Here is a 23774-nt window from a genome sequence, read left to right on the forward strand (position 1 = left end):
CTCTTTTGAGCGGTTTTTTATTTACTGTTCCAGATGTGCAATCCGCATCTGCAAACTGACATTGCCATTAAAGATATTTTTGTCCAGTTCATAGACCAGACGTACACTGTCCCGCATTGGATCAAACTGATATTTACTGGCTGCATTAAAGGCAATCGCATCCACCACCTGTCCATTTTCCAGCGCCACTCGCAGCTTCAGATGTACCTCTTTAAGCCAGCGATAATCCAATACTTTAAATATGCCTTCAAATATAGGTTGTGGAAACTTTTGTCCCCATGGGCTCAGATTATGCAGAAGATCTACTGTATCAATCTGAAATGCAGAGGCTGGCAGCTCACCATCAGTCCATAACGTTGCAGTAAACAGACTTTCATCCATACTGCCTATTAACTGTTCAAAGGTCTGCTTAAATTCAGCAAAATGTGCTTTTTTAATGGTCAGGCCTGCCGCAGCTGCATGCCCACCAAAGTGACTGACAATATGTGGATTTTGTTCAGCGACCCGCTCAATCGCATCACGGATATGAATCCCCTCAATTGAACGGGCAGAACCCTTGATATGAATGCCATCTTCATCTGCAGCAAAAACAATACTTGGACGATGGAACTGTTCTTTTAAACGTCCAGCGACAATTCCAATCACGCCTTGATGCCAATGCTGTTCAAACATGATCAGGGCAGCCGGCAGCTCCATTTCATCCAGCTGGATTTTTTCCAGTTCAGCCAGCGCCTCCTGCTTGATCTTGCCTTCGACCTGACGGCGCTCGACATTGAGCTGATTCAGCTGTTCTGCGAGTGGATAAGCAGTTGCCAGATCTTTAGCGAGTAGACATTCAATCCCGATATCCATGGTTTCCATACGTCCAGCCGCATTAATGCGCGGACCGAGTACAAAACCGAGATCTTGGGCTTTTAACGTTGCTGCATCCCGCCCTGCGATTTCCAGCAGTGCACTAATCCCTGGACGGCATAAGTGCTGCTGAATCCGCTTCAGCCCAGCATCAACCAAAATACGGTTGTTATAGTCCAGGCTAGCTACATCTGCATAGGTTCCCAGTGCCACCAGATCCAGATAATTGGTGATTACTGTAGAAGACTTACCAAGCTTCTTACGATGGGTAGACAGATTGGCTAATACATAGAAAGCCACGCCTACCCCAGCCAGTGCCTTGCTTGGAAATTCACAACCGAGCTGATTTGGATTGACCACCGCTTCAGCAGCAGGTGTCGGTTTGGTGGTAAGATGGTGATCAGTGATAATCACCTGCATACCATGATCTTGTGCCTGTTTTACCCCGTCATGACTGGAAATACCATTATCCACAGTAATGAGTAGATCAGGGGTAAAACTGGCAAATGCCAGATCAGCAATTGCCGGCGTTAAGCCATAGCCATATTTAAAACGGTCTGGGACCAGATAATTAACATCCGCTCCCATATCACGCAGTGCCAGCAGCATTAATGCCGTACTGGTGGCACCATCGGCATCATAATCACCGACAATCACGATTTTCTGACCTGCATCAATCGCTGCATCGATCAGCTGAATGGCTTCCGGCAAGCCTTTCATGCTCGGTGCCAACAGATACTTGAGTTTCAGCTCAAGCTCCTGCTGCGATTCCACTCCACGGCGTGCCAGAATCTCTGCAATAAAAGACGGTACGTCCTGAAAAGATTCAGGACGGGTCAGTAAAGGGCGCTGCTTGATTTCAAGTTTTGGCATTTATGGCATCAGTCGCTGCAATGTCCAGGCATCGTCATTCTTGGTATAACTCAGACGATCATGCAAACGATTTGGACGTCCTTGCCAGAATTCATAATAATCAGGTACTAAACGGTAACCACCCCAGAATTCTGGCTTATCAAGCTGTTCCTGGTTCGCCATCGTATCATGGTAGTCCCAGAAACGCTGCTGCAGCTCATCACGACTGGCAATCACGCCACTCTGGGGCGTACTGACATGCGCAGCAATCTGACTGTCACGTGGACGCTTATGATAATAATCTGTGGATTCTTCTTTGGAGATTTTAACTACACGCCCAGAAACACGGATTTGTCGTTCCTGCTCCTGCCAGTAAAATAGCAGCTCAGCATAAGGATTTACCTCAAGGTCCATCCCTTTCTGGCTATCATAATTGGTATAGAAAGCATAACCATCTGGAGTCGCCCCACGCAGTAAGACTGTGCGTACATGCGGACGACCTTGCGCATTTGCCGTAGCCAGTGACATGGCATAAGGCTCATGCAGTTGCGCTGCCAGGGCATGGTTAAACCAGAACAAAAACTGTTCATGTGGATCCAGTTTAACCTGATCCTCAAGCAGCTCGCCTTTCTGATAATTCAGACGTAGTTCACTCAGATCTTTAATTAAATCAGTCATTCCATCTCTCTATAATCAGTCAGCAAGTTTAGGCAGCATTGGCACGTACAGCATCTGCCAATGAATGGGCCAGTGTAGTGACTTCATCCAGGTCTTCGCCTTCCACCATAACACGAATAACCGGCTCAGTACCTGACTTACGAATCAGCAAGCGGCCATGGCCTTTCAGCTGTTGTTCTGCTTTTTCAAATTCAGCAGCAAGCGCAGGGACGGCGTACGGATCAAACATGGCGTCCAGACGCACATTGACCAATACGTTCGGTAACAAGCGGAAATCCGCTACCAGTTCATGCAGAGCTTTCTTCTGCTCAACCATCACTGTCAATACTTGTAGCGCAGCAATAATGGCATCACCCGTGGTGCTCTTGTCTAGTGTCAGGATATGACCGGATGGCTCACCGCCAGTGACCCAGCCCTTTTGCTCCAGACCTTGTAATACATAACGGTCACCCACCTTGGCACGCAAGAATGGGACTTGGGCTTTTTCTAGAGCCAATTCCAGCGCCATATTACTCATGAGTGTGCCCACAATTCCTGCTGGCTTATTTTTGGCCTGAGTCGCAAGGATATACAGAATATGGTCACCAGTAATCTGCTCACCGTTTTTGTCGACCATAATGACACGGTCAGCATCTCCATCAAAGGCAATCCCAAGATCAGCCTGATATTCAATGACTGCTTTTTGCAGATTCTCAGGATGAGTTGAGCCACAGTCTTTATTGATATTAAGGCCATCAGGATCATCAAACATTGCAATAACTTTTGCGCCCAATTCACGGAACACTGCAGGACCCACGTTATAGGCTGCCCCATTGGCACAATCCACTACAATCGTTAAATCATTCAGATCTAAATGATAAGGGAATGTCGATTTACAGAATTCGATATAACGGCCATTGGCATCTTTGACACGGAAACTTTTACCCAGATTCGCCGTATCTTCAATCACCAGTTCTTTTTCGAGTTCCTGATTAATTTCATCCTGCAAAGTATCTGGCAGTTTTTTGCCCTCACCTGAGAAGAATTTAATCCCGTTATCAAAATACGGATTATGAGAAGCTGAAATAACAATACCCAGACTGGCATGCAGTGCACGGGTCAAATGGGCAATTGCAGGAGTCGGTAATGGACCCAGTAAATGTACATAAACACCTGCTGCGTTCAGGCCCGCCTGCAAGGCAGATTCCAAAATATAGCCTGATAAACGCGTATCTTTCCCCATCACCACCAGCGGTTTATTTTTCTTGCTATATCGCTTGAGTACCTTTCCTGCAGCAAAGCCTAATTTAAGCGCAAACTCAGGCGTAATTGGCAATTCGCCAAACTTGCCACGGATACCATCGGTGCCAAAATAACTCATCGTTGTCTCACTTCTTATTGGGTGATTTCCATCATCCATTTTTACAATGTGTGACACTTTACACCAAAACAAAAAAGCCGTCATTTGTATGACGGCTTTTTTCGAACGAGTGCAGAAAGGAAATTAGCCAACGCGATAATTCGGCGCTTCCTTGGTAATCGTCACGTCATGTACGTGAGATTCAGACATACCTGCAGAAGTGATTTTCACAAACTTCGCATTTTGGCGAAGATCTTCAATCACTGCAGAACCGGTATAACCCATAGATGAACGCAGACCACCCATCATCTGATGCACGATGTTACCCATTGGGCCTTTATAAGGTACACGCCCTTCAATGCCTTCTGGAACCAGTTTCTCGGCACCCGCTTTAGAATCCTGGAAATAACGATCTGCAGAACCTGTTGCTCCAGCCATCGCACCTAATGAGCCCATACCACGGTAAGCTTTATAGTAGCGGCCCTGGAAGAACTCAACTTCACCTGGTGCTTCTTCGGTACCAGCCAACAGTGAACCCACCATGATGGTGCTTGCACCAGCGCCAATCGCTTTTGCCATATCGCCAGAGAAACGGATACCACCATCAGCAATCAATGGAATCTGTTCTTTCAATGCATTCGCAACTGAATCGATTGCAGAGATTTGCGGCATACCAATACCGGCAACAATACGCGTCGTACAGATTGAACCAGGACCGATACCCACTTTAACAGCATCTGCACCAGCATCCAGAAGTGCAAGTGCAGCATCACCCGTTGCAATGTTACCGCCAATCACCTGAACTTGTGGGAAGTTCTGTTTTACCCAACGTACACGTTCAATCACACCAGCAGAGTGACCATGTGCAGTATCGACGACAATCACGTCTACACCAGCTTCAACCAATGCTTCAACACGGCTTGGTGTTTCTGCACCCGTACCAACTGCAGCACCCACGCGTAGGCGACCTAAGTCATCTTTACAGCTGTTTGGATAGCTTTCAGCTTTGCGGAAATCTGTAACCGTGATCAAACCTTTCAGTTCTTGCTGTTCATTTACCACCAGAACTTTTTCGATACGGTGTTTTTGCAGTAAGGCCTGGATGTTTTCTTTCGACTCACCTTCACGAACTGTGACCAGACGATCCTGACCTGTCATGATGTTACTGACTGGCTGTTCAAGATTGGTTTCAAAGCGTGTATCACGACCTGTCACGATACCAACCACTTTGCCATCTTTAACAACAGGTACACCGCTAATATTGTTTGCCTGAGTCAAGGCAATCAACTCACGAACGGTAGTTTCTGGGGTAACAATGATTGGATCTTTCACCATACCCGCTTCGAATTTCTTCACACGACGTACTTCAGCAGCCTGTGCAGCAATATCCATGTTCTTGTGCAGAATACCGATACCACCATTTTGCGCCATTGCAATCGCCATACGGGATTCAGTCACCGTATCCATAGCTGCAGACACAAGAGGAATATTCAGGTTAATGCCACGAGTCAGGCGTGTCTTTAGAGAGACATCTTTTGGGAGAACAGTAGAGTAGGCAGGGAGTAATAGGACATCATCGAAGGTTAACGCGTCTTGAACGATGGTCAACATAACAGTCTCACTGGTAATTTCCGTGCGCCATTATAAACAAATTTAGCTCTAAATTTCATTGCAATTGCAAAATTTATTTTGTCGAAATCTGGACTTAGATTTAATTTAACTGGCTAAATTTATAAATTCGACTATTCAATCAACAGTTTAAATATTCCAGCTTGGCAAGAAGAATAATTAAGCTTACAAAATCATTTATGCACTTGTTATTTTCCACAGATAGTGAAATAAAAAACCAATCATTCAGCGATAATACTTTGCCTGTAAATTTGAAGCTCAAGCATGCCAATATTTATCTCCAATAAAAAACAGAGCCGAAGCTCTGTTTTTTAAAATCTTAAATTCAAGATTTAACTGACGCGTTCAAAGTTATCGTCATTCTCGGCTTCATCCCGATCGATCTGGATGAATGGAATCATATTATGGGCAATGCGGGCTTTATTACACTGCGCATCTGCAACCTGTACTTCCTTACATGAAGTACTGCGTAGCTCATACATACCACAACTGACCTGCTCACCAATCGTACCTTGTAATGCAATACAGCGCGGATTTTTCTGATTGGTCCCTGCCATACACGAATACACCGATGTAACAGGTTCCGTATAGTGCTCCGGCATCGGAATACCCTCTGCCCAATAAAACGACACCCTGAAATGGGCGCAACATGCGCCACAACTTAAACATGCATCCTGTGTTGGAACTTGAGACAACATTTTTTATAAATTCTCGTCATCAAAAAGATTTTTTGGAATTCAAAAATATAAAAAATGTTGTTTTTTCACTCAAGTATTTTTTTAATTTTTCCTGTTATTCCGGACAGGTAAATACCGTTTCATCCATTAAGTCAGTGCCACATTCCAGGGTTTCAATCCAGTCCAGGAACTGATTGATCTGCTCTTTGCCCACAAACGGTGTACCGTGCTGTGGCACGATCATTTCTACATCCATGGTACGTACCATTTGTACCCAGAGACGGATCACCTTGTTATTACACATATAGCGCTGGTGAAAGCCTTTCATTTTCGGGATATGCGCCGCAAAGTTTTCTAGTGGACGCGAAGCGTCTTCGACCATAGACGCGCCCATATCGCCTGAAAACAGAATTTTTGCAATCGGGTCATAGAATTGGAAATTACCGACTGAATGCAGAAAATGAGCAGGAATTGCCACAATATTGGAATTGCCCAGTTTGATAATCTGGCCATGATCCGGCAGCTCCACCAGACGATCTAACCAGTTACCTTTCATGCGGTCACTCATAAAGGCCGAGTTCAGGTGCGGCAAGAAACGTGCCCAAAGCTTGGATGCAACCACTTTGGCATCGGTATAGACTAACCAGCGCGGCATCGAAGTGATAATGTCCGGATCTTGATGCGAGGCCATGACATAGTCCAGATTGGCCAAACGGGTATATTTGTTCAGTTCCATGGTGAGTGGCACATAAGTCAGGTCACCACCCGGATCCAGTACTGCCGCACGGTTATTATCAATAATTAAAAACTGGTTGGCCTGAACGCCTTCACCTTTTACCAGGCTGGTAAAACTAATGCACTTGTGGATGCCATCATCAAATAAAACCTGTGATGTGGTACGTTCAAAAGCCATAACTTTCCCCAATTTTATACATTTAAAAATGATTTTTGTGTTGTTGTTAACATATAAGTATTCGGAGAAACTTACAATAAATAAAAATGTATATATAGCCTTATTTATCAGCATTTTGAGAGCTATTTCACAATAAAAAATCCCGAGTTTTTAGCTCAGGATTTAATATATTATTCTTATGAATTAGAAATAATAATGTTTGAGCAAGGTACCAATACCAATCAACAAGAAGATCAACGCACCAATTTTATGAATCAAGGCGATTGGCAGGCGGTTTGCCAGCTTATCCCCAATAAAAACTGCCGGTGCATTGGCAATCATCATACCTATTGTGGTTCCCAGCATCACCCAAAGCACACTGTCAAAACGTGCTGCCAAGGCTACAGTTGCAACTTGGGTTTTGTCACCAATTTCTGCCAGGAAGAATAGGATAAAGGTCGCACCAAATACCCCCAATTTTTGCCATTTATTGATGCTAGAAGATTCATCACCAAGTTCATCCGGAATCAGCATCCAGATCGCCATTGCAATAAAACCAATTGAAACAACCCATAACAACACATCTGGACTCATTACCGTGGTAATCCACTGACCTAATACCGCAGACAAACCGTGGTTGATCAAGGTCGCTAGCAAGATCGCAACAAGAATAGGAACAGGCTTTCTGAATCGCGCGGCAAGCAGCAAGGCAAGCAATTGGGTCTTATCGCCCATTTCGGCCAGCGCTACAATGGCAGTTGAAAGAAGGAATTCGTACATGTGTCTTTCTCTGGCTGGCATGTGCTACCGATGACTTACCCTTCCCGCCAGCCAAAATCTGCAGAATGGTAAATCAAAGGTCTTGCCAACAAAAGAAAGCTTCGAGAAGCTCATTTGGTTCTTTGCTATGATGACCATGTCCGGTTCAGGACAAATATGTTGACCATCACCCTTTCGCTTTGCGCAAAAGGCGGCTACTCCCCAATGAAGTAAGCTCATTATAATCAAGAGCATCCATATTTACAAATCGTAATATAAAAAAACCCTGCCGGAGCAGGGTCTTTCTATTAAAGCATTAATGAATTAGATCAATAGGCTACGAATATCTTTTAACAATTTGGTTAATTTATTGGTGAAGCGTGCCGCATCTGCACCATTAATCACACGATGATCGTATGACAATGACAATGGAAGCATTAAGCGTGGATCAAAGCCCTCACCATTCCAAACCGGTTGCATGGTCGCAGGTGAAATACCCAGGATTGCAACTTGTGGCCAGTTCACAAGTGGGGTAAACGCTGTACCACCAATTGCTCCAAGACTTGAAATCGTGAAATTCGCACCTTGCAGATCTTTCGGTGAAAGTTTCTTATCACGTGCTTTTTGACCCAGTTCACCCAATTCTTTCGAAATTTGCTTAATGGATTTTTGATCTGGATTACGCAGTACAGGAACCGTCAAACCATCTGGTGTTGCGACTGCAATCCCCATATGGATTTCGTTACGCAACAGGACTGACTTACCGTCATCTGCCAAATGACCTGCAAATTCACGCTCTTCTTTTAGCAGGTGTGCTACTGCCTTGATGATGAATGACATAATAGTCAGGCTTAGGCCTTCTTTCTTAAAGTTGCCTTTAAGTTCATTACGCCATGCTTCAAGTTCAGTAATATCGGCCAAGTCGAACTGTGTCACTTGCGGGATGTAATTATTGAGAGACAACTGCGGAATAGAAACCTGCTGCAAACGCGTCAAGGCTTTCTCTTCCACGCCACCAAATGCATCGAAGCTTGGTAGTTTTGGTAAGCCTGCGGGTGCAGCCGCGGCTGGCGCAACTGCAGCAGGTGCCGGTGCAGTCAGACGTGTTTTCACATATGCAAACAGATCTTCTTTCATCAGGCGTGCATGCGGACCAGATGCTTTGACTTCAGCAAGTACCACACCCAGCTCACGTGCAAGTTTACGAACTGCGGGACCGGCGTAGACTTTGGCATTGGCAGCGTTCTGCTCTTTGGTGAGCTTGTCGGCATTTTGTGTTTCAGGTGCAGCAGCAGTCTCAGCTTTTGACGCTGCAGCTGGTGCAGGTGCAGCTTTAACTGCTGGCACTTCTGCTTTTGGAGCCGGGGCTGTCGCAGGTGCTGCCTGCCCTGCAGCTTCAATCGTAATCAGTGCAATGCCTTCAGAAACGTTCTGGCCGAGCTCAACATGAATTGACTTGATCACACCTGCAGTCGTGCTTGGCACTTCGACAGTCGCCTTATCCGATTCCACCACGATGATGCTTTGGTCTTTCTCAACCTTGTCACCGACCTGTACCAGAATTTCTGCTACAGCAGCTTTGTCGACACCCAAGTCAGGTACTTTCACTTCCACATCACCCGCAGGCGCTGCGGGTGCTTGTGTAACTGTTTCAGCTTTGGCTTCAGGTGCTGCTGGTGCAGAAACCTGTTCAGCCGACTCAGGAGCTGCTTGCTTAACCGATACTGAAGCCGCAGTTTTCACTGTTAGGATAACCACACCTTCTTTAACGGTGTCACCTTCCTTAATTTGTATAGCGTCTACTGTACCATCGACGGTGCTTGGAACTTCAACAGTCGCTTTATCAGACTCTACGACCACGATGCTTTGATCAACCGTGATTTCATCACCGACCTGTACCAGAATTTCACCCACCAGTGCTTTTTCTACACCGATATCTGGCACTTTCACTTCAACAGTCGCAGATGCAGCGCTATTAGCAGCAGGTGCCTGGCTTTGTTTAGCCGCAGTGCCCGGCTGATGTGAAGCCACTTCCTGAAGGATTTCATCATCAGGTAATGAAGTCGCGGTATTTTCCGAAGTTTTATCAGACACATCAGCTTGCTGGGTTTCTACAGCATTGGCATCGTCTTCAGCCTCTAATTCAATGAGTACTGCACCTTCAGATACTTCATCACCCTGGTTAACCAGAATGCTTTTTACCACGCCTGCTGAAGTGCTAGGCACTTCAACAGAGGCTTTGTCAGATTCCAGCAGCACAATACTTTCATCGATGGTAATGGTATCACCCACTTTCACCAGAATTTCAGCAACTGTTGCCTTATCTACACCAATATCAGGAGTCGTAATTTGCATGATTAGTTCTCCTCCTTGTAGTCAGCAACAGCGTGTAGTTCAGGCGTTGCTTGTGGCGCCCATGCAACTGGACGATCAGTATCCAGCTCGAAGCTAGAAATCGCATCTTTCACTAGACGAGCATCTACTTCACCTTCGTCAGCCAGTTTCTTCAATGTAGCAACCACAATATGAGCAGCATCTACACCGAAGTAGCTACGAAGTTTGGCACGTGTATCGGAACGGCCATAACCATCAGTACCCAATGCAACGAATGGGCGGTTGTCTGGAAGGTAGGCACGGATTTGCTCACTATACGCACGCATATGGTCTGTTGCAGAAACAACGATACCGTTTGTGCCACGTAGTTGCTGAGCAACCCAAGACTCTTTCACTTCTTCAGCTAATGGATGTAAACGGTTGTACTCTTCACACGCCATACCATCACGTGCCAGCTCGTTGAAACTGGTTACGCTGTATACGTTTGAATGGATTTGATATTCTTCACGCAGGATCTTCGCAGCTTTGATCACTTCACGCAGAATCACACCTGAACCAAGCAACTGGACAGTCGCTTTCTCGTCTTCTTCCAGCAGATACATACCACGTTTGATGCCTTCTTCAACACCTTGTGGCATTGCAGGATGCTCGTAGTTTTCGTTCATTACGGTTAAGTAGTAGAACACACGCTCTTGATTCACGTACATACGCTTCAAGCCATCGTGAACAATCACGGCAAGCTCATAACCAAAGCAAGGATCATAAGAAATACAGTTTGGAATCGTATTCGCAAGAATATGCGAGTGGCCATCCTGGTGCTGTAAGCCTTCACCATTCAATGTAGTACGACCTGCTGTGGCACCGAGCAAGAAGCCTTGTGCTTGCGCATCACCTGCTGCCCATGCAATGTCACCAATACGCTGGAAACCAAACATAGAGTAGTACATGTACATTGGAATCATTGGCAGGTTATTGGTTGAATAACTGGTTGCCAACGCAGCCCAGGCACTCATCGCACCCGCTTCATTAATCCCTTCTTGAAGCATGTGACCGTCTTTTGCTTCACGGTAATGCATCAATTGTTCCTGGTCTTCAGGCGTGTATTTTTGACCATGTGCAGCATAAATGCCCAGCTGACGGAACATACCTTCCAGACCAAATGTACGTGCTTCATCTGGAACGATTGGAACCACGCGGTCTTTGATGGCTTTTTCTTTCAATAATGAAGAAATTAAACGAACCATCACCATGGTGGTTGATTGTTGCTTACCGTTAGAACCTGCAAGTACTGCGTCAAATACCGACAGTTCTGGAATCGCAAGCTGTTCGCTTTCCTTACGACGTGCAGGCAGGTAACCACCGAGCGCCTCACGACGTGCCTTCATATATTTCAACTCAGGCGAGTTTTCGCTTGGACGGTAGAATGGAACTTCTTCTAACTGCTCATCAGTAAATGGCAAGTTGAAACGGTTACGTACATATTTCAACGACTCAAGCTGCATTTTCTTGATTTGGTGAGTCTTATTCACCGCTTCAATTTCTTCAGACAGGCCATAGCCTTTCACTGTTTTCGCCAAGATAACAGTTGGCTGACCTGTGGATTTCATTGCTTCTGCATAGGCTGCATATACTTTGAATGGATCGTGACCACCGCGGTTCAAGTTGTCGATGTCTTCATCACTTAAACCTTTAACCAGCTCTTCAGCTTCTGGGTATTTACCAAAGAAGTGCGCACGTGTATAAGCACCACCTTTTACTTGATAACGTTGGTAATCGCCGTCTACCGCTTCTTCCATAATCGCTTTTAGAGCGCCAGTTTCATCTTTGGCAAGCAATGGATCCCAATGACGGCCCCAAACGACTTTAATGACGCGCCAGCCTGCACCACGGAATAGCGACTCAAGTTCCTGGATGATCTTGCCGTTACCACGTACCGGGCCATCAAGACGCTGCAGGTTACAGTTGACCACCCAAATCAAGTTATCTAACTTTTCACGGCCAGCCAGAGAGATTGCACCGGTACTTTCTGGTTCATCCATCTCACCATCGCCCAGGTAAGCCCAGACTTTACGATCTTCTTCCTTGATCAAGCCACGGTTCATCAAATACTTTTGAATGTGTGCCTGGTAGATCGACATAATTGGACCCAGACCCATCGATACAGTCGGGAACTGCCAGTAATCCGGCATCAAATATGGATGTGGATAAGAAGGTAAGCCAACGCCATCTACTTCACGACGGAAGTTATTTAAATGGTCTTCCGTTAAACGGCCTTCCAGAAATGAACGTGCATAGATACCCGGAGCACAGTGACCTTGATAATAGATCATGTCACCGCCGAAGCTGTCGCTATTGGCACGGAAGAAGTGGTTAAAGCCTACATCATATAACGTTGCGGATGATGCAAAACTGGCCAAGTGGCCACCTAGATCATCGCCAGTTTTATTTGCGCGAAGAACCATCGCCAGTGCATTCCAGCGGATCAGCGCACGAATACGGCGCTCCATGTCCTGGTCACCCGGCATAGGTGGTTGTTCTTCAACAGAAATCGTGTTTAAGTAAGGAGTATTTAAACGCTGAATGGGAACATGCTTAGCAATCGCGCGCTGATAAAGTTTCTCTAATAAGAAAGCTGCACGCTCAGTGCCCATGTGTTGCAAAACAGAGTCAAAAGCGTCTTGCCATTCTTGAGTTTCTTGCGCGTCTGTATCGCCATAAAACGCCATAATCTACTGTTCCTAAAGATCTACATTAATCGTTTATATGTATCATATTTAGGGCAGTGACAGGTATCGCCCACGCTGAATGCGCGAATGCTGGGGTATTTAGCAGCTAAATACCTATTGATCATTTATTACACAAAGATACAAATCTGAGTCATTAAAGAATCAAAATTATACATTGCTCATATTTTTTAGTGATAAATTAAGACCTGAAAGCAATAAATCTCCAGTTTCTCTCATTTTAGAAAGAGACCAGAGATTTATTACTTTTAAATATGGATGTGCTTTTTCTGTAGGTATTATGTACAGGGTAGCTTAAATGATCTGACAGGCCTTATGGCAGCATGGCAAGATAAGTTGAAGGATTCTTACGCTGACCGTCTTTTACTACTTCATAGTGTAAATGCGGGCCTGTACAGCGACCTGTACATCCTACGTTGGCAATGTGCTCACCTGCTTCTACGCGATCACCCACACGTGCAATCAGACGTGAAGCATGTGCATAACGAGTCAGGTAACCATTACCGTGGTTAATTTCCACGTATTGGCCATAACCTGTACCCCAACCTGACTTGGTCACAATACCAGGCCCCGTCGCATAGATCGGTGTACCGCTTGGTGCAGACATATCCAGACCAGAATGGTTTTCAGCGCGACCATTCATGGTACGCCCACCAAAGTCAGAGCTGACACGTTTCAGGTTTGGCAGAGGATGTGCAACTAACCAGGAATATGGAGAAGATGAAAAACTTGAAGAAGATTTAGATGTAGACTTAGAAGCGCCGTATTTTTTCTCAATCGTTGCATTGTTGAGCTCAACTGGCTTCTCACGGAGCTGAACGCTTAATTTGGTTTCAGCAGGGATATAAACATCATCTGATTGTGTATAAGCGCCCTGTGCTAAAGTCCGTGTAAGCTGCTCAAGACGATCGACGGATCCACTTTCCTGATTTAGATCCACTAAATCTGCGAATGCTACAGAAGCAGCTGAACTCGCCAGGGAAAATGCCAACAAAATACGTCGCAAATGCATAAAAAACCTCTCTAAAACTGTTTTAATCGAGTTCCTTGGGTGATCTCTTCCTTGATATCTACCGAAAAGAGCGCATAAGATTAAGGCATAATCATGTAGGAATGATGTATGTCTGAACCTGTCAACGTTTTTCAACAAACAAGAAAACACATAAAAACAGGAAACTTCTCGTTTCTCTCGTCACAAGTTGCTGCATGGCAGAAACTTACAAAACTCATTCAACCTTTGTTGCCCCAACCGGAACAGTGGCAGGTTGCCTGCTATCAAAATGGTGTGTTAACGCTTACTGGTGAAAACCAGGCCATGATTTCCCAATTGGCCTACTTACAGAAGCAATACGTTTCACAACTCTCTCAAATTAGCGAATTAAAGGACTTAACCAAACTGCAAGTGTGTTTACGAAATCCATCCAAAACACCTTTGATTACAGAAAAATCCGAAAGAACCTTAAGCCCAGAAACACAGGATATGCTCCGTAGTGCTGCTGACTTTATAAGCGACCCTAAGCTTAGCCAAGCTTTACTACGTTTGGCAAGCAATAAAAAATAATATACAAATCAAATCATGTTGATTTACAATGTAAATTGCGAGAACCAGTTCTCATTCTACATTGTTATAATATAACATACACACTAAAAGACAATGACTTATGTCACATTCACATAAGGAATTGGACAAGTTTCAATGTCATCAAATGTTACAATTTCATAGCTATCCGGATCACTGCTGACATTACGCAAAAGCTGGTTATTTAAGGCATGGCCTGACTTGTAACCGTCGAATTTAGCGATAATCTGGTGACCCATCAGATATAAGTCACCGACAGCGTCCAAAATCTTGTGACGCACAAATTCATCTGAAAAACGTAGCCCTTCTTCATTGACTACCCCAGTTTCATCCACGCCAATCGCGTTTTCCAGACTTGCACCAAGTGCCAGATTATTGGCTTTGAGATAGTCCAAATCTTTCATAAAACCAAAGGTACGTGCTTCACTGACTTCATATACAAAGGTTTCAGTAGAGAAGTCGATGGTGGCAGACTGATATTCTTTCTTGAAAGCAGGATGATCAAAGTCGATGGTGAAGTTAAGCTGAAAGCCTTCATGTGGGCTAAAAGCCGCACGCTTATCATCAATAAGCGCTTCTACAGGTTTGATGATTTTAATAAATTTCTTTGGTGCCTGCAGTTCCTGAAGTCCACCCTGCATCAGCAGATAGATAAATGGACCGGCACTGCCGTCCATGATGGGCACTTCAGAAGCTGATACTTCAATAATCAGGTTATCGATGCCCAGACCGGCAATAGCACTCATGACATGCTCAATGGTACCCACTTTGGCATTTTCCTGAACCAGATTCGAGCACATGAAAGCTTCCTGGATCAGCATGGCATTGGCAGGAATGTCAACTGGTGGATTCAGATCGATGCGTCGAAATACAATTCCCCCATCGGCATGGTGTGGCACGAAGTTAATCATGACTTTCTGCCCACTATGAAGACCGATGCCGCTCGCTTTCACGACACGTTTCAGGGTACGCTGTTTCAACATGCTTTTATCATCTGTTCATCAACAAAACCGCTATACGTTAGCATATTTAGCCATTGATAAAAAACAAAAAGGTGGCCCTAAAGCCACCTTTTCTGTTGAATCATCGTAAACACATATTGTTACATATTACTTACGTTGTTGATTTTTAAGATAATCCTGAATACTCATTGGCGTTGGACGTGGGCTTGAAACAGAGGCTGCCGGCGTCGCTGCCGCACCTGCACCAGTTTGTTGACGCTGAATCGCTGGCACATCATCTTCATCTACTGCAGCCGGGGCTGTTGCAGGACGTGACTGCTGTACATTGGTACGTTTCGCAGGCTCAGCAGCATCTGCCGAGTTACGGGTTAGACCTGTTGCGATTACAGTTACGCTAATTTCATCACGCGCATCTGGATCGAATACGGTACCATAGAAGACTTGACCTTCGTCCAGATCCACGATCTGGTTCACAACATCGGTAATTTCTTCAATTTCACCGAAGGTTACATCATCACCACCAGTCACGTTAATCAGGATGCCTTTGGCATTCATGATAGTAACGTTATCCAGTAATGGGCTACGAATTGCCTGTTCAGCTGCCTGACGTGCACGGTTTTCACCACGACCAAGACCAACACCCATCATGGCATAACCACGTGTGCTCATCGCTGTTTTCAGATCGGCGAAGTCAAGGTTGATATGACCTGGACGTACCACAAGATCAAAGATACTGCGTACTGCATTTAACAGAACGTCATCTGCCTTCTTGTAAGCATCTTTCATCGAGATGTCACGGAATACTTTTAGCAGGCGCTGGTTTGGAATGATGATCAGGGAATCCACGTGCTGTTCCAGGGCTTGAATACCTTTCTCAGCGGACTGTAAACGGCGTTTACCTTCAAAGTTGAATGGCGTAGTAACGACACCAACTGTCAGGATACCCATTTCTTTAGCAATTTCTGCAACCACTGGTGCCGCACCGGTACCTGTACCGCCGCCCATACCAGCAGTCACGAATACCATATCTGTGCCTTCAAGATGCTGGCGGATCAGTTCACGGCTTTCTTCTGCTGCCGCTTGACCGACTTGTGGGTTTGCACCTGCACCTAGACCACGGGTACTTTGTTCGCCCAGCTGAATTTTAAATTCAGCTTCCATGCGATCCAGTGCCTGTTTGTCAGTATTGGCACAGACAAATTTTACACCCTGGATGTCTGATTGCAGCATATGCTGTACAGCATTACCACCCGCACCCCCTACACCAAACACAGTGAAACGGGCTTGACCAATGCTATCGTCTTGATCGTCTTCAAAAAATTCAAATGAGGCCATGACCTATAAAATTCCTAATTTAGTACTGGCAGTCACTAAGCCCGTATACTGCCCTGATCTTAATAAAAAATTGTTTTTAAGAATGCTGCTCCACAACTCAGTTGTCAAGTGCAGGCATTTTTTACTACAACTTCTCAACAATATTCACAATAAATGTCGACTAAAAAATTGACTTCAATGTTTCATTAAAGCCTGACCAGGCACGTTTAACGCGCTGAGTCACTGACAGTCTTTCATTTTCTTCCGATTCTACGATGGTTTCCTGCGCGTCACTCTGGCTGAACATCAGCAGACCTGCAGCTGTAGCGTACTGCGAACGACGCAGCGCTGCCTGATGTGCTTCATCTGCATGTACTGGCGCTGGCGGATTACCCAAATGCGCCGATATACCTAAAGTGCGGCGTACATAGCTGACCATACCTTCAATATGGCTGGCATCACCCGTTAATACCACACCATGGTACAGCCCCTGCATTGCACCACTGTTTTCCAGTTCATCACGCACCAAGCCCAGAATTTCACTATAACGCGCAATAATAATCTCGGTCAGTTCAATCCGGCTAATAGTCTGCGGACCATCAATACCCTGGAACTGAATCATATGGTCCGGTTTTACCACTTTCAGATCGACACAACCATATAACAGCTTGATACGTTCAGCTTCTTCAGTGGTAGTCTGTAACACCGCTGCGATATCACGTGTTACATGTTCTCCACCACGCTGAATGGTATGGGTAAGTGCCAGACGACCATCCAGATAAACTGCAAGATTTGTGGTTCCGGCACCGATGTCGACCAGACATACCCCATACTCTTTTTCATCTTTCAGCAAGCTGGCTTCAGCAGTGGCCAGACATGATACCACCATGCGCTCTACACCAATATTGGCACCTTTCAGGGCACGGTCAATATTCTGCATGGTGCTAATTGGCAACATCATTAAATGATAATGCCCAGTCATGCTGTGCGCCGACATACGGATCGGATTCAATACCCATTCCGGTGCATCATCCAGCTCAAAACCTAGTGGAACTGCGCTGACCAGGTAATGATCTGAGATCTGATGACTGGCTTTAGCCAGTTCAAGCGCGCGCACCACCTCACTGGTGGTAATTGTATGTTCTGCATTGTCAACTGAAGTACGGCCTGAAGCATAAAAGCTTTTCAGCTCCGCACTTGGAATTGAAATCCAAGCTGAATGTACACGGCATTCCGCCATGTCTTCCGCTTCTTGAACGGCATTTTTTATTGCGGTAATGACTTTATCGAGACTTACAATTTTCCCTTTATTCATGCCTCGGTTACGAGCAGTCGCCATCCCAATGACCTGGATATTGTCTGGCGCATGTACCTTACCAATCAAAACTGAAACTTTGTGCGTCCCAATGTCAATCGCAACAACTGAGGGAACAGCTTCATTCATTATTCGTTACTACCATTACCTGTGTTTAATTTATGGCTCTAAGCCTCTATTTTTCAAAGCCGAACATTATGGCTTTACTGTAACGCCGTTCTCAACGCCGGTGTCATTATTCGTTACAATAAAATGACCATTTTGTATCTTTGGTGGAACTGCATTCTTCCACTGAATCGCAAGCCCATTTCTATAGCGCAGATCAATTGAAGAAATTCTAGACCAAACTGGCTTCAAATCGCTATAGGAAAGATGGCTAAGACGTTGCAGCTTGCTCATGGTTTGATCCTGATCCACAATCACGCGTAATCCCGAATCAAACTGCATAAACCATGTCATGCGCTCTGTTAGATATAATTCTTTTAAACGAATGCCATGCGGTGCGAACAGCTGATTAATTTCGTTATAGCGACGCATCATGGTTTTGGCCTGGCTGGCAGGACCATGCAGTAACGGTAATTCAGGATAACTGCGAGGAAGTACTTCAGTAAAAATTTTCCCGCTATCACTGAGCAGACGTCCAGTGCCCCAACGTGCAATTGCATGGTGCGGCATTACCCTTACCCGAATTGCATTCGGCCAGGCACGTGATACCACAACACGATCTACCCAAGATAATTCTAGAGTTTTATCACGGACTGATCTTAAATCCGAGGTAAAATAATTTTCGGTAATAATTGGCGATACATGTTGCAGGATCTGACGTTCTTCTGCCACCGAACGAGAACCAATCACCTCAAGCTCTGCTACCTGGGCATCGGTCATCACACGATAGAATCCCAGTATTCCTGCAGCAAGTACTACAAACGCCACACACAGCAGTAACCAACCACCTAGATTGGCCATTTTTTCTTTTCGTGTGGGCGGCTTGTCGTGAATTGATGTAATCGCAGCACGTTTGCGGCGCATGGATGCAGGAAGTTGAGCCATATCTTAGTGAGCCACACCGTTCAGAGTTTGTTCCAGAATCGCCACACATAGCGCTTCAAAACTATAGCCTACTGCTGCTGCCGCTTTTGGCACCAAAGAATGACTGGTCATGCCTGGCACCGTGTTCACTTCCAGTAGCCAGAACTTACCGTCCTGATCCTGCATGGCATCAATACGACCCCAACCGCTAGCACCTACTGCCTGGAAAGCCCGTAAAGCCAAGGCTTGCAGTTCTTTTTCTTCTGTTTCGCTTAGACCGCATGGAATGCCGTACTGTACATCATTACGGTTATATTTGGCTTCATAGTCGTAAAAAGCCACATCTTCTGGTGGTTGCAAACGAATTACCGGAAGTGCCTGACCATTTAACAAAACAATAGTGAATTCACGACCGGTAATCCATTTCTCTGCCATCACAATGGCATCATGTTCAGTCGCTTTCGCAATGGCAGTAGCGAAGTCTTCGATTTTCTCAACCTTGCTCATACCAATGCTTGAGCCTTCATGCACTGGCTTGATAATCAGTGGCAAGCCGAGTGCTGCAACGATTTCTTCAGCATTCGAATCTTTGGTCACAATACGGTAAGGTGCTGTTGGCAGTTCTGAACCTTGCCAAACCTGCTTGGTTTTAACCTTGTCCATACCAATCGCTGAACCCTGTACGCCTGTACCGGTATAAGGAATATTCAGCCACTCCAGTGCACCTTGAATCTGACCATCTTCACCACCACGACCATGCAGCACAATGAAAGCACGATCATAAGCCGTCAGCTCCGTGATGCTACGCTCCTGAGGATCGAAGCCTTCGGCGTTCACCCCAGAACGCAGCAATGCCTCAAGCACTGCCGTACCACTGTCTAGCGAAACCTCACGCTCTGCAGATTTACCACCAAGCAATACGGCAACTTTTCCGAATTTTGAAGCATTTGACACGTTTATATCCTTAAACTTTTAAATCTGGTCAATTCTATCTGAGCCACACACGGCGACTACTTTACATATAGATGATTCTGAGCAAGTTCAATTGAAATTGCACCTACATTACCGGCACCCTGAGTCAGCAGCAGGTCATTTGCTTGTAGCACATTTTTCATGACATTGCTGAGGTTTCCTTCAACCGGATCAACCAGAATCGGCTCTACCTCACCACGCAGACGAATACTGCGCGCCAGAGCACGGCTATCTGCACCAACGATTGGTTTCTCCCCTGCTGAATAAACTTCCAGCAATAACAACTGATCTACCGTGGACAATACATCGACAAAGTCTTCAAAACAGTCACGGGTACGGCTAAAACGGTGCGGCTGGAACATCATTACCAGACGACGGTCTGGATGACTGGCACGTGCCGCCTTGATGGTTGCTTCAACTTCTTTAGGATGGTGACCATAGTCATCCACCAGCTTCACATCACCGCCTTCAAGCTCGAACTGACCTTGCACTTGGAAGCGACGACCAACACCGCTAAAGCTTTCCAAGGCACGGCAAATCGCAGCATCAGAAACGCCTTCATCAGTCGCAATACCAATTGCTGCCAGTGAATTCAGAATATTATGTGCACCCGGCATATTGATCGTAACACGTAGTGGCTCACGATCTTTACGTAATACCGTAAAGTGCGACTGCATGCCATCCTGTTTAATATCAACTGCACGAATGTCATTGTCTTCATTGAAACCATAGGTAAGGAGTGGGCGACCGATCCGCGGCATAATTTCGCGTATATTGGCATCATCACCACATACCACGGCTAGGCCGTAGAACGGAAGTTTTTGCAGGAACTGAACAAAAGTATCTTTCAGCACATCAAAGCTGCCGCCATAAGTATCCATATGATCAGCATCGATATTGGTGACAATGGTCGCCATTGGCTGCAGGTGCAGGAAAGAGGCATCTGATTCATCTGCTTCTGCCACGATATAACGACTAGCACCCAATGCAGCATTCACACCCGTACGATTCAGCAAGCCACCGATCACATAGGTTGGATCAAGATTTTCTTCGGCCAACATACAAGTCACCAGACTGGTGGTTGTCGTTTTACCGTGAGTACCTGCTACTGCAATACCGTGACGGTAGCGCATCAATTCACCCAGCATTTCAGCACGGCGAACCACTGGAATACGCTTTTCAATCGCAGTCTTAATTTCCGGATTTTCAGGATCAATGGCGGTTGAAACCACAATGACATTGGCACCCTGAATATTTTCAGCGGCATGACCGATGTAAACCTTAATTCCGTTTTCTTCCAGCTGAGCCGTGGTTTTGGACGCTTTAATATCTGAACCAGAGACTTTGTAACCCTGGTTTTTTAATACTTCAGCAATACCACACATGCCAGCACCGCCGATCCCCACAAAATGAATGTGTTTGATACGGCGCATTTCTGGCACTTTGATTAATTTTTTCGCTTGGTCAGCTGGAGTTGATGGAGACATAATTTACTCGGTTTACAATTCTTGAATTAAACGAACCACGTGTTGGGTTGCATCTGGTTGAGCCTGCTGGCGTGCTTTTACAGCCATTTCCATAAGAAGCTGGCGATTCAGCATCGGTTCCAGCAACGCTTTTAAACTGTCTGGGGTCATTGTGGCTTGCGGGCAGATTTTTGCTGCGCCAAGATTTGCCAGGAATCGGGCATTGGCGGTCTGGTGATCATCTACCGCACTTGGTAATGGCACAAAGATTGCGGCCACGCCTGCTGTGGCAATTTCAGTTACGGTCAACGCACCGGCACGGCAGATAATTAAGTCCGCATCGCTATAGGCCTGTGCCATATCTTCAATAAATGGCTGTACTTCAACATTTAAAGTTGCAGGTGCATCAGCATAACGGGCACGCGTCGCATCTGCATGATTTTGACCACACTGATGATAAACATTCAATGGGACATTCAGCTGTTTTAAGGCTTCAGGCACACGTTCATTGAGTGCCTGTGCGCCCAGTGAACCACCGACAATTAAAATACGCAGTGGCTGGCCAGCTTTTTCCCGTTCCTGATAACGCCAGGATGGATTGAAAATTTCAGTAATTTCTTTACGTACCGGATTGCCTGTAGTGACAATTTTATCCTGGGCCGGAAAAGTATTCGGAAATGCCTGACAGACTTTTTTGGCAATACGGGACAACTGGGTATTGGTAAAACCGGCTACAGCATTTTGCTCATGAATAATCACGGGAATGCCCAGCATTCGCGCTGCTAGACCACCTGGACCGGCGACATAGCCACCAAAACCGGCGACAGCATCCACCTTCAGCTGCCTCATATACTTCATGGCGCTAAGAGTGGCTTTTAGAATTTTAAACGGTGCCGCCAATTTACGCACGACGCCATTGCCGCGCACGCCTTGAATATCAATCTGATAAATTGGAATATTATGGTTTTTTAAAAGTCGGTTTTCCATGCCTGCCGGCGTTGCCAACCAAGACACTTTGATCCCCTGCTGTTCTAAGTCTTTTGCAACGGCTAACGCTGGAAATACATGTCCACCGGTACCTGCGGCCATCATCATGACATGTTTAGGCTGTTTTTGCTGAGCATCGGTCACGGTCTAATTCTTCAATTCTAAAATATAAACAGGAGGTGTAATTTAAGTCGTCAATTGTAATCACAATCGCTAAGCCATGAAAGTTTATTTACTTTATTTCAACGAGCGTTTCATTGTTTTTTTTCACACGATTTTAAAGTTTAAACTGTATTTAACCCGAATCGCGGATAAAAAATTGACTTGAAAAATAAGAGGACTAGAGCCATCAGTTGAGTTACCACACAAAACTTAAAACTCTAGTCCCGATGTTTAATAGTACCGAATTATTTTGCGTAATTGATGATTTCTTTCTTAAATTTGAAGCAACCTACTGGAATTTCCTTAAACAAAGTCGTCGTTTCTCCAGAGTCCGAACCGCTCACTTGAGTATCTCAGAAATCACTTTTATCGCGATCTGGTATAAATGTTCTCATTTCACTAATTTCAAAGCATTTTTCACATGGTTGAAACAGGATAAAAATCATTTATTTAAAAGCTTACCCTGTTACCAACGGATGATTCATCTGATTAATAGACATCAATTAGCTCTACACGCTTTACATGTGGCGCTAATGAAAGGCCAAGGTACACAATATTTATGGATTGATTCAACAACTCTGCCAGTTTGTAAAAATCAACGTATTCAACGCCATAAATCATTAGTCCAAATTGCATCACGTGGTAGAAGCTCAATGGGCTGGTTTTATGGCTGTAAATTACATATTGTGATGAATCAATTTGGTGAAATTGCTTGTTCTGCTTTATCCAATGGACATTTGGCTGATATCAAAATGGTTGAGAGACTCTTTAAAGAGATGGAAGCAAAGTTGTATGGAGATCGTGGCTATATTAGTCAAGAACTGAAGAGTAGGTTGAAAGAGCAAGGTATTGATTTAATTACCTATCATCGAAAAAATATGCAGGCTATACAACTTTCTGAGTCAGATAAATATCACTTAAAACAGCGCAATAAGATAGAGACTTTATTCAGTTTATTGAAAGGTCAGTACAATTTAGTGACAAGCAAAGCACGTAGTGTTCATGGATTTCTAGGAGGGATTTACGCGTCCTTGTGTGCATATCAACTGATCCATAAAAATAAGCCAACAATTCAAATTATGAAGTCATCGGCTTAAGCAGGATTCGGGTTATTTATAATCAGGTCTGCATTTTTATTCAATTTTTCAGAAAAAAAACGGATTTTATTAATTGATTTCAATGATTTCTTTTTTATAGATATAAAACAGATTTTATCGCAGGATGAAGCGAAA

The 23774-nt window shown here is 45.0% G+C and carries 19 protein-coding genes and 1 riboswitch; of the genes, 2 read left to right on the forward strand and 17 right to left on the reverse strand.

The window, feature by feature from the left end; translation table 11 throughout:
* Window positions 1-21: 21 nt before the first annotated feature.
* The 10 genes from recJ to HADU_RS09755 all read right to left on the reverse strand — a co-directional run bounded on the left by recJ (window position 22) and on the right by HADU_RS09755 (window position 13768).
* Entirely contained in the window at window positions 22-1725 is a 1704-nt protein-coding gene (gene recJ / locus HADU_RS09705; protein WP_008305735.1) for a single-stranded-DNA-specific exonuclease RecJ, read from the reverse strand.
* Window positions 1726-2382, reverse strand: a complete 657-nt coding sequence (gene pdxH, locus HADU_RS09710) for a pyridoxamine 5'-phosphate oxidase (RefSeq protein ID WP_005220579.1) — start codon at window positions 2380-2382, stop codon at window positions 1726-1728.
* A 28-nt stretch (window positions 2383-2410) separates the two neighbouring features.
* On the reverse strand, window positions 2411-3742 hold the full coding sequence (glmM, locus tag HADU_RS09715) for a phosphoglucosamine mutase (RefSeq protein ID WP_005220577.1): 1332 nt from the start codon (window positions 3740-3742) through the stop codon (window positions 2411-2413).
* Between the two features lie 123 nt (window positions 3743-3865).
* Window positions 3866-5332, reverse strand: coding sequence for an IMP dehydrogenase (guaB, locus tag HADU_RS09720; protein ID WP_004813737.1), 1467 nt, complete (start codon window positions 5330-5332; stop codon window positions 3866-3868).
* Between the two features lie 350 nt (window positions 5333-5682).
* A complete protein-coding gene (locus HADU_RS09725) occupies window positions 5683-6048 on the reverse strand; it encodes a YkgJ family cysteine cluster protein (RefSeq protein WP_008305741.1) in 366 nt (121 codons plus the stop codon).
* 94 nt (window positions 6049-6142) lie between these two features.
* On the reverse strand, window positions 6143-6940 hold the full coding sequence (locus HADU_RS09730) for an MBL fold metallo-hydrolase (RefSeq protein ID WP_004813740.1): 798 nt from the start codon (window positions 6938-6940) through the stop codon (window positions 6143-6145).
* 183 nt (window positions 6941-7123) lie between these two features.
* Entirely contained in the window at window positions 7124-7699 is a 576-nt protein-coding gene (locus HADU_RS09735; RefSeq protein WP_008305743.1) for a TMEM165/GDT1 family protein, read from the reverse strand.
* Between the two features lie 72 nt (window positions 7700-7771).
* Window positions 7772-7914, reverse strand: a riboswitch (yybP-ykoY riboswitch).
* An 88-nt stretch (window positions 7915-8002) separates the two neighbouring features.
* A complete protein-coding gene (locus tag HADU_RS09745) occupies window positions 8003-10033 on the reverse strand; it encodes a 2-oxo acid dehydrogenase subunit E2 (protein ID WP_008305745.1) in 2031 nt (676 codons plus the stop codon).
* A 2-nt stretch (window positions 10034-10035) separates the two neighbouring features.
* Complete coding sequence (gene aceE / locus HADU_RS09750) at window positions 10036-12738, reverse strand: pyruvate dehydrogenase (acetyl-transferring), homodimeric type (protein WP_004890761.1); 2703 nt, start codon at window positions 12736-12738, stop codon at window positions 10036-10038.
* 331 nt (window positions 12739-13069) lie between these two features.
* Window positions 13070-13768, reverse strand: a complete 699-nt coding sequence (locus tag HADU_RS09755; protein ID WP_004813747.1) for a M23 family metallopeptidase — start codon at window positions 13766-13768, stop codon at window positions 13070-13072.
* Between the two features lie 108 nt (window positions 13769-13876).
* Here HADU_RS09755 and HADU_RS09760 point away from each other — a divergent pair, with 108 nt between their 5' ends.
* Window positions 13877-14317, forward strand: coding sequence for a DciA family protein (locus HADU_RS09760; RefSeq protein WP_008305747.1), 441 nt, complete (start codon window positions 13877-13879; stop codon window positions 14315-14317).
* A gap of 98 nt (window positions 14318-14415) precedes the next feature.
* Here HADU_RS09760 and lpxC read toward each other — a convergent pair whose 3' ends face one another.
* The 7 genes from lpxC to murG form a co-directional block, all read right to left on the reverse strand.
* On the reverse strand, window positions 14416-15318 hold the full coding sequence (gene lpxC, locus HADU_RS09765; RefSeq protein ID WP_004813751.1) for a UDP-3-O-acyl-N-acetylglucosamine deacetylase: 903 nt from the start codon (window positions 15316-15318) through the stop codon (window positions 14416-14418).
* 126 nt (window positions 15319-15444) lie between these two features.
* Window positions 15445-16632, reverse strand: coding sequence for a cell division protein FtsZ (ftsZ, locus tag HADU_RS09770; RefSeq protein WP_004813752.1), 1188 nt, complete (start codon window positions 16630-16632; stop codon window positions 15445-15447).
* A gap of 160 nt (window positions 16633-16792) precedes the next feature.
* Window positions 16793-18055 carry a cell division protein FtsA gene (ftsA, locus tag HADU_RS09775; protein ID WP_008305751.1) on the reverse strand — a complete coding sequence of 421 codons (1263 nt, stop codon included), beginning with the start codon at window positions 18053-18055 and terminating at the stop codon, window positions 16793-16795.
* Between the two features lie 66 nt (window positions 18056-18121).
* Window positions 18122-18976 carry a cell division protein FtsQ/DivIB gene (locus HADU_RS09780; RefSeq protein WP_008305753.1) on the reverse strand — a complete coding sequence of 285 codons (855 nt, stop codon included), beginning with the start codon at window positions 18974-18976 and terminating at the stop codon, window positions 18122-18124.
* A gap of 3 nt (window positions 18977-18979) precedes the next feature.
* The gene (locus HADU_RS09785; protein WP_004813759.1) at window positions 18980-19909 is read right to left on the reverse strand and encodes a D-alanine--D-alanine ligase; all 930 of its coding nucleotides are present in this window, start codon (window positions 19907-19909) and stop codon (window positions 18980-18982) included.
* A 56-nt stretch (window positions 19910-19965) separates the two neighbouring features.
* Window positions 19966-21414, reverse strand: a complete 1449-nt coding sequence (gene murC, locus HADU_RS09790) for a UDP-N-acetylmuramate--L-alanine ligase (protein ID WP_008305756.1) — start codon at window positions 21412-21414, stop codon at window positions 19966-19968.
* Between the two features lie 12 nt (window positions 21415-21426).
* Window positions 21427-22524 carry an undecaprenyldiphospho-muramoylpentapeptide beta-N-acetylglucosaminyltransferase gene (murG, locus tag HADU_RS09795; RefSeq protein ID WP_008305759.1) on the reverse strand — a complete coding sequence of 366 codons (1098 nt, stop codon included), beginning with the start codon at window positions 22522-22524 and terminating at the stop codon, window positions 21427-21429.
* 245 nt (window positions 22525-22769) lie between these two features.
* On the opposite strand from murG, the gene HADU_RS09800 reads away from it, so the two are divergent.
* Entirely contained in the window at window positions 22770-23639 is an 870-nt protein-coding gene (locus HADU_RS09800; RefSeq protein WP_008305761.1) for an IS982 family transposase, read from the forward strand.
* The last annotated feature ends 135 nt before the right edge of the window (window positions 23640-23774 follow it).

The sequence above is a fragment of the Acinetobacter sp. HA genome (genome assembly GCF_000264725.1).
Taxonomy (GTDB): Bacteria; Pseudomonadota; Gammaproteobacteria; order Pseudomonadales; family Moraxellaceae; genus Acinetobacter; species Acinetobacter schindleri.

Coding starts and splice junctions, on each gene's coding strand:
- HADU_RS09735 (WP_008305743.1), bottom strand. CDS start 7,699: ATGTACGAATTCCTTCTTTCAACTGCCATTGTAGCGCTGGCCGAAATG.
- lpxC (WP_004813751.1), bottom strand. CDS start 15,318: ATGTTGAAACAGCGTACCCTGAAACGTGTCGTGAAAGCGAGCGGCATC.
- HADU_RS09755 (WP_004813747.1), bottom strand. CDS start 13,768: ATGCATTTGCGACGTATTTTGTTGGCATTTTCCCTGGCGAGTTCAGCT.
- HADU_RS09725 (WP_008305741.1), bottom strand. CDS start 6,048: ATGTTGTCTCAAGTTCCAACACAGGATGCATGTTTAAGTTGTGGCGCA.
- recJ (WP_008305735.1), bottom strand. CDS start 1,725: ATGCCAAAACTTGAAATCAAGCAGCGCCCTTTACTGACCCGTCCTGAA.
- ftsZ (WP_004813752.1), bottom strand. CDS start 16,632: ATGGCCTCATTTGAATTTTTTGAAGACGATCAAGACGATAGCATTGGT.
- murC (WP_008305756.1), bottom strand. CDS start 21,414: ATGTCTCCATCAACTCCAGCTGACCAAGCGAAAAAATTAATCAAAGTG.
- glmM (WP_005220577.1), bottom strand. CDS start 3,742: ATGAGTTATTTTGGCACCGATGGTATCCGTGGCAAGTTTGGCGAATTG.
- guaB (WP_004813737.1), bottom strand. CDS start 5,332: ATGTTGACCATCGTTCAAGACGCGTTAACCTTCGATGATGTCCTATTA.
- pdxH (WP_005220579.1), bottom strand. CDS start 2,382: ATGACTGATTTAATTAAAGATCTGAGTGAACTACGTCTGAATTATCAG.
- HADU_RS09800 (WP_008305761.1), top strand. CDS start 22,770: ATGTTTAATAGTACCGAATTATTTTGCGTAATTGATGATTTCTTTCTT.
- HADU_RS09780 (WP_008305753.1), bottom strand. CDS start 18,976: ATGGCTCAACTTCCTGCATCCATGCGCCGCAAACGTGCTGCGATTACA.
- HADU_RS09760 (WP_008305747.1), top strand. CDS start 13,877: ATGTCTGAACCTGTCAACGTTTTTCAACAAACAAGAAAACACATAAAA.
- HADU_RS09745 (WP_008305745.1), bottom strand. CDS start 10,033: ATGCAAATTACGACTCCTGATATTGGTGTAGATAAGGCAACAGTTGCT.
- aceE (WP_004890761.1), bottom strand. CDS start 12,738: ATGGCGTTTTATGGCGATACAGACGCGCAAGAAACTCAAGAATGGCAA.
- HADU_RS09730 (WP_004813740.1), bottom strand. CDS start 6,940: ATGGCTTTTGAACGTACCACATCACAGGTTTTATTTGATGATGGCATC.
- ftsA (WP_008305751.1), bottom strand. CDS start 18,055: ATGAATGAAGCTGTTCCCTCAGTTGTTGCGATTGACATTGGGACGCAC.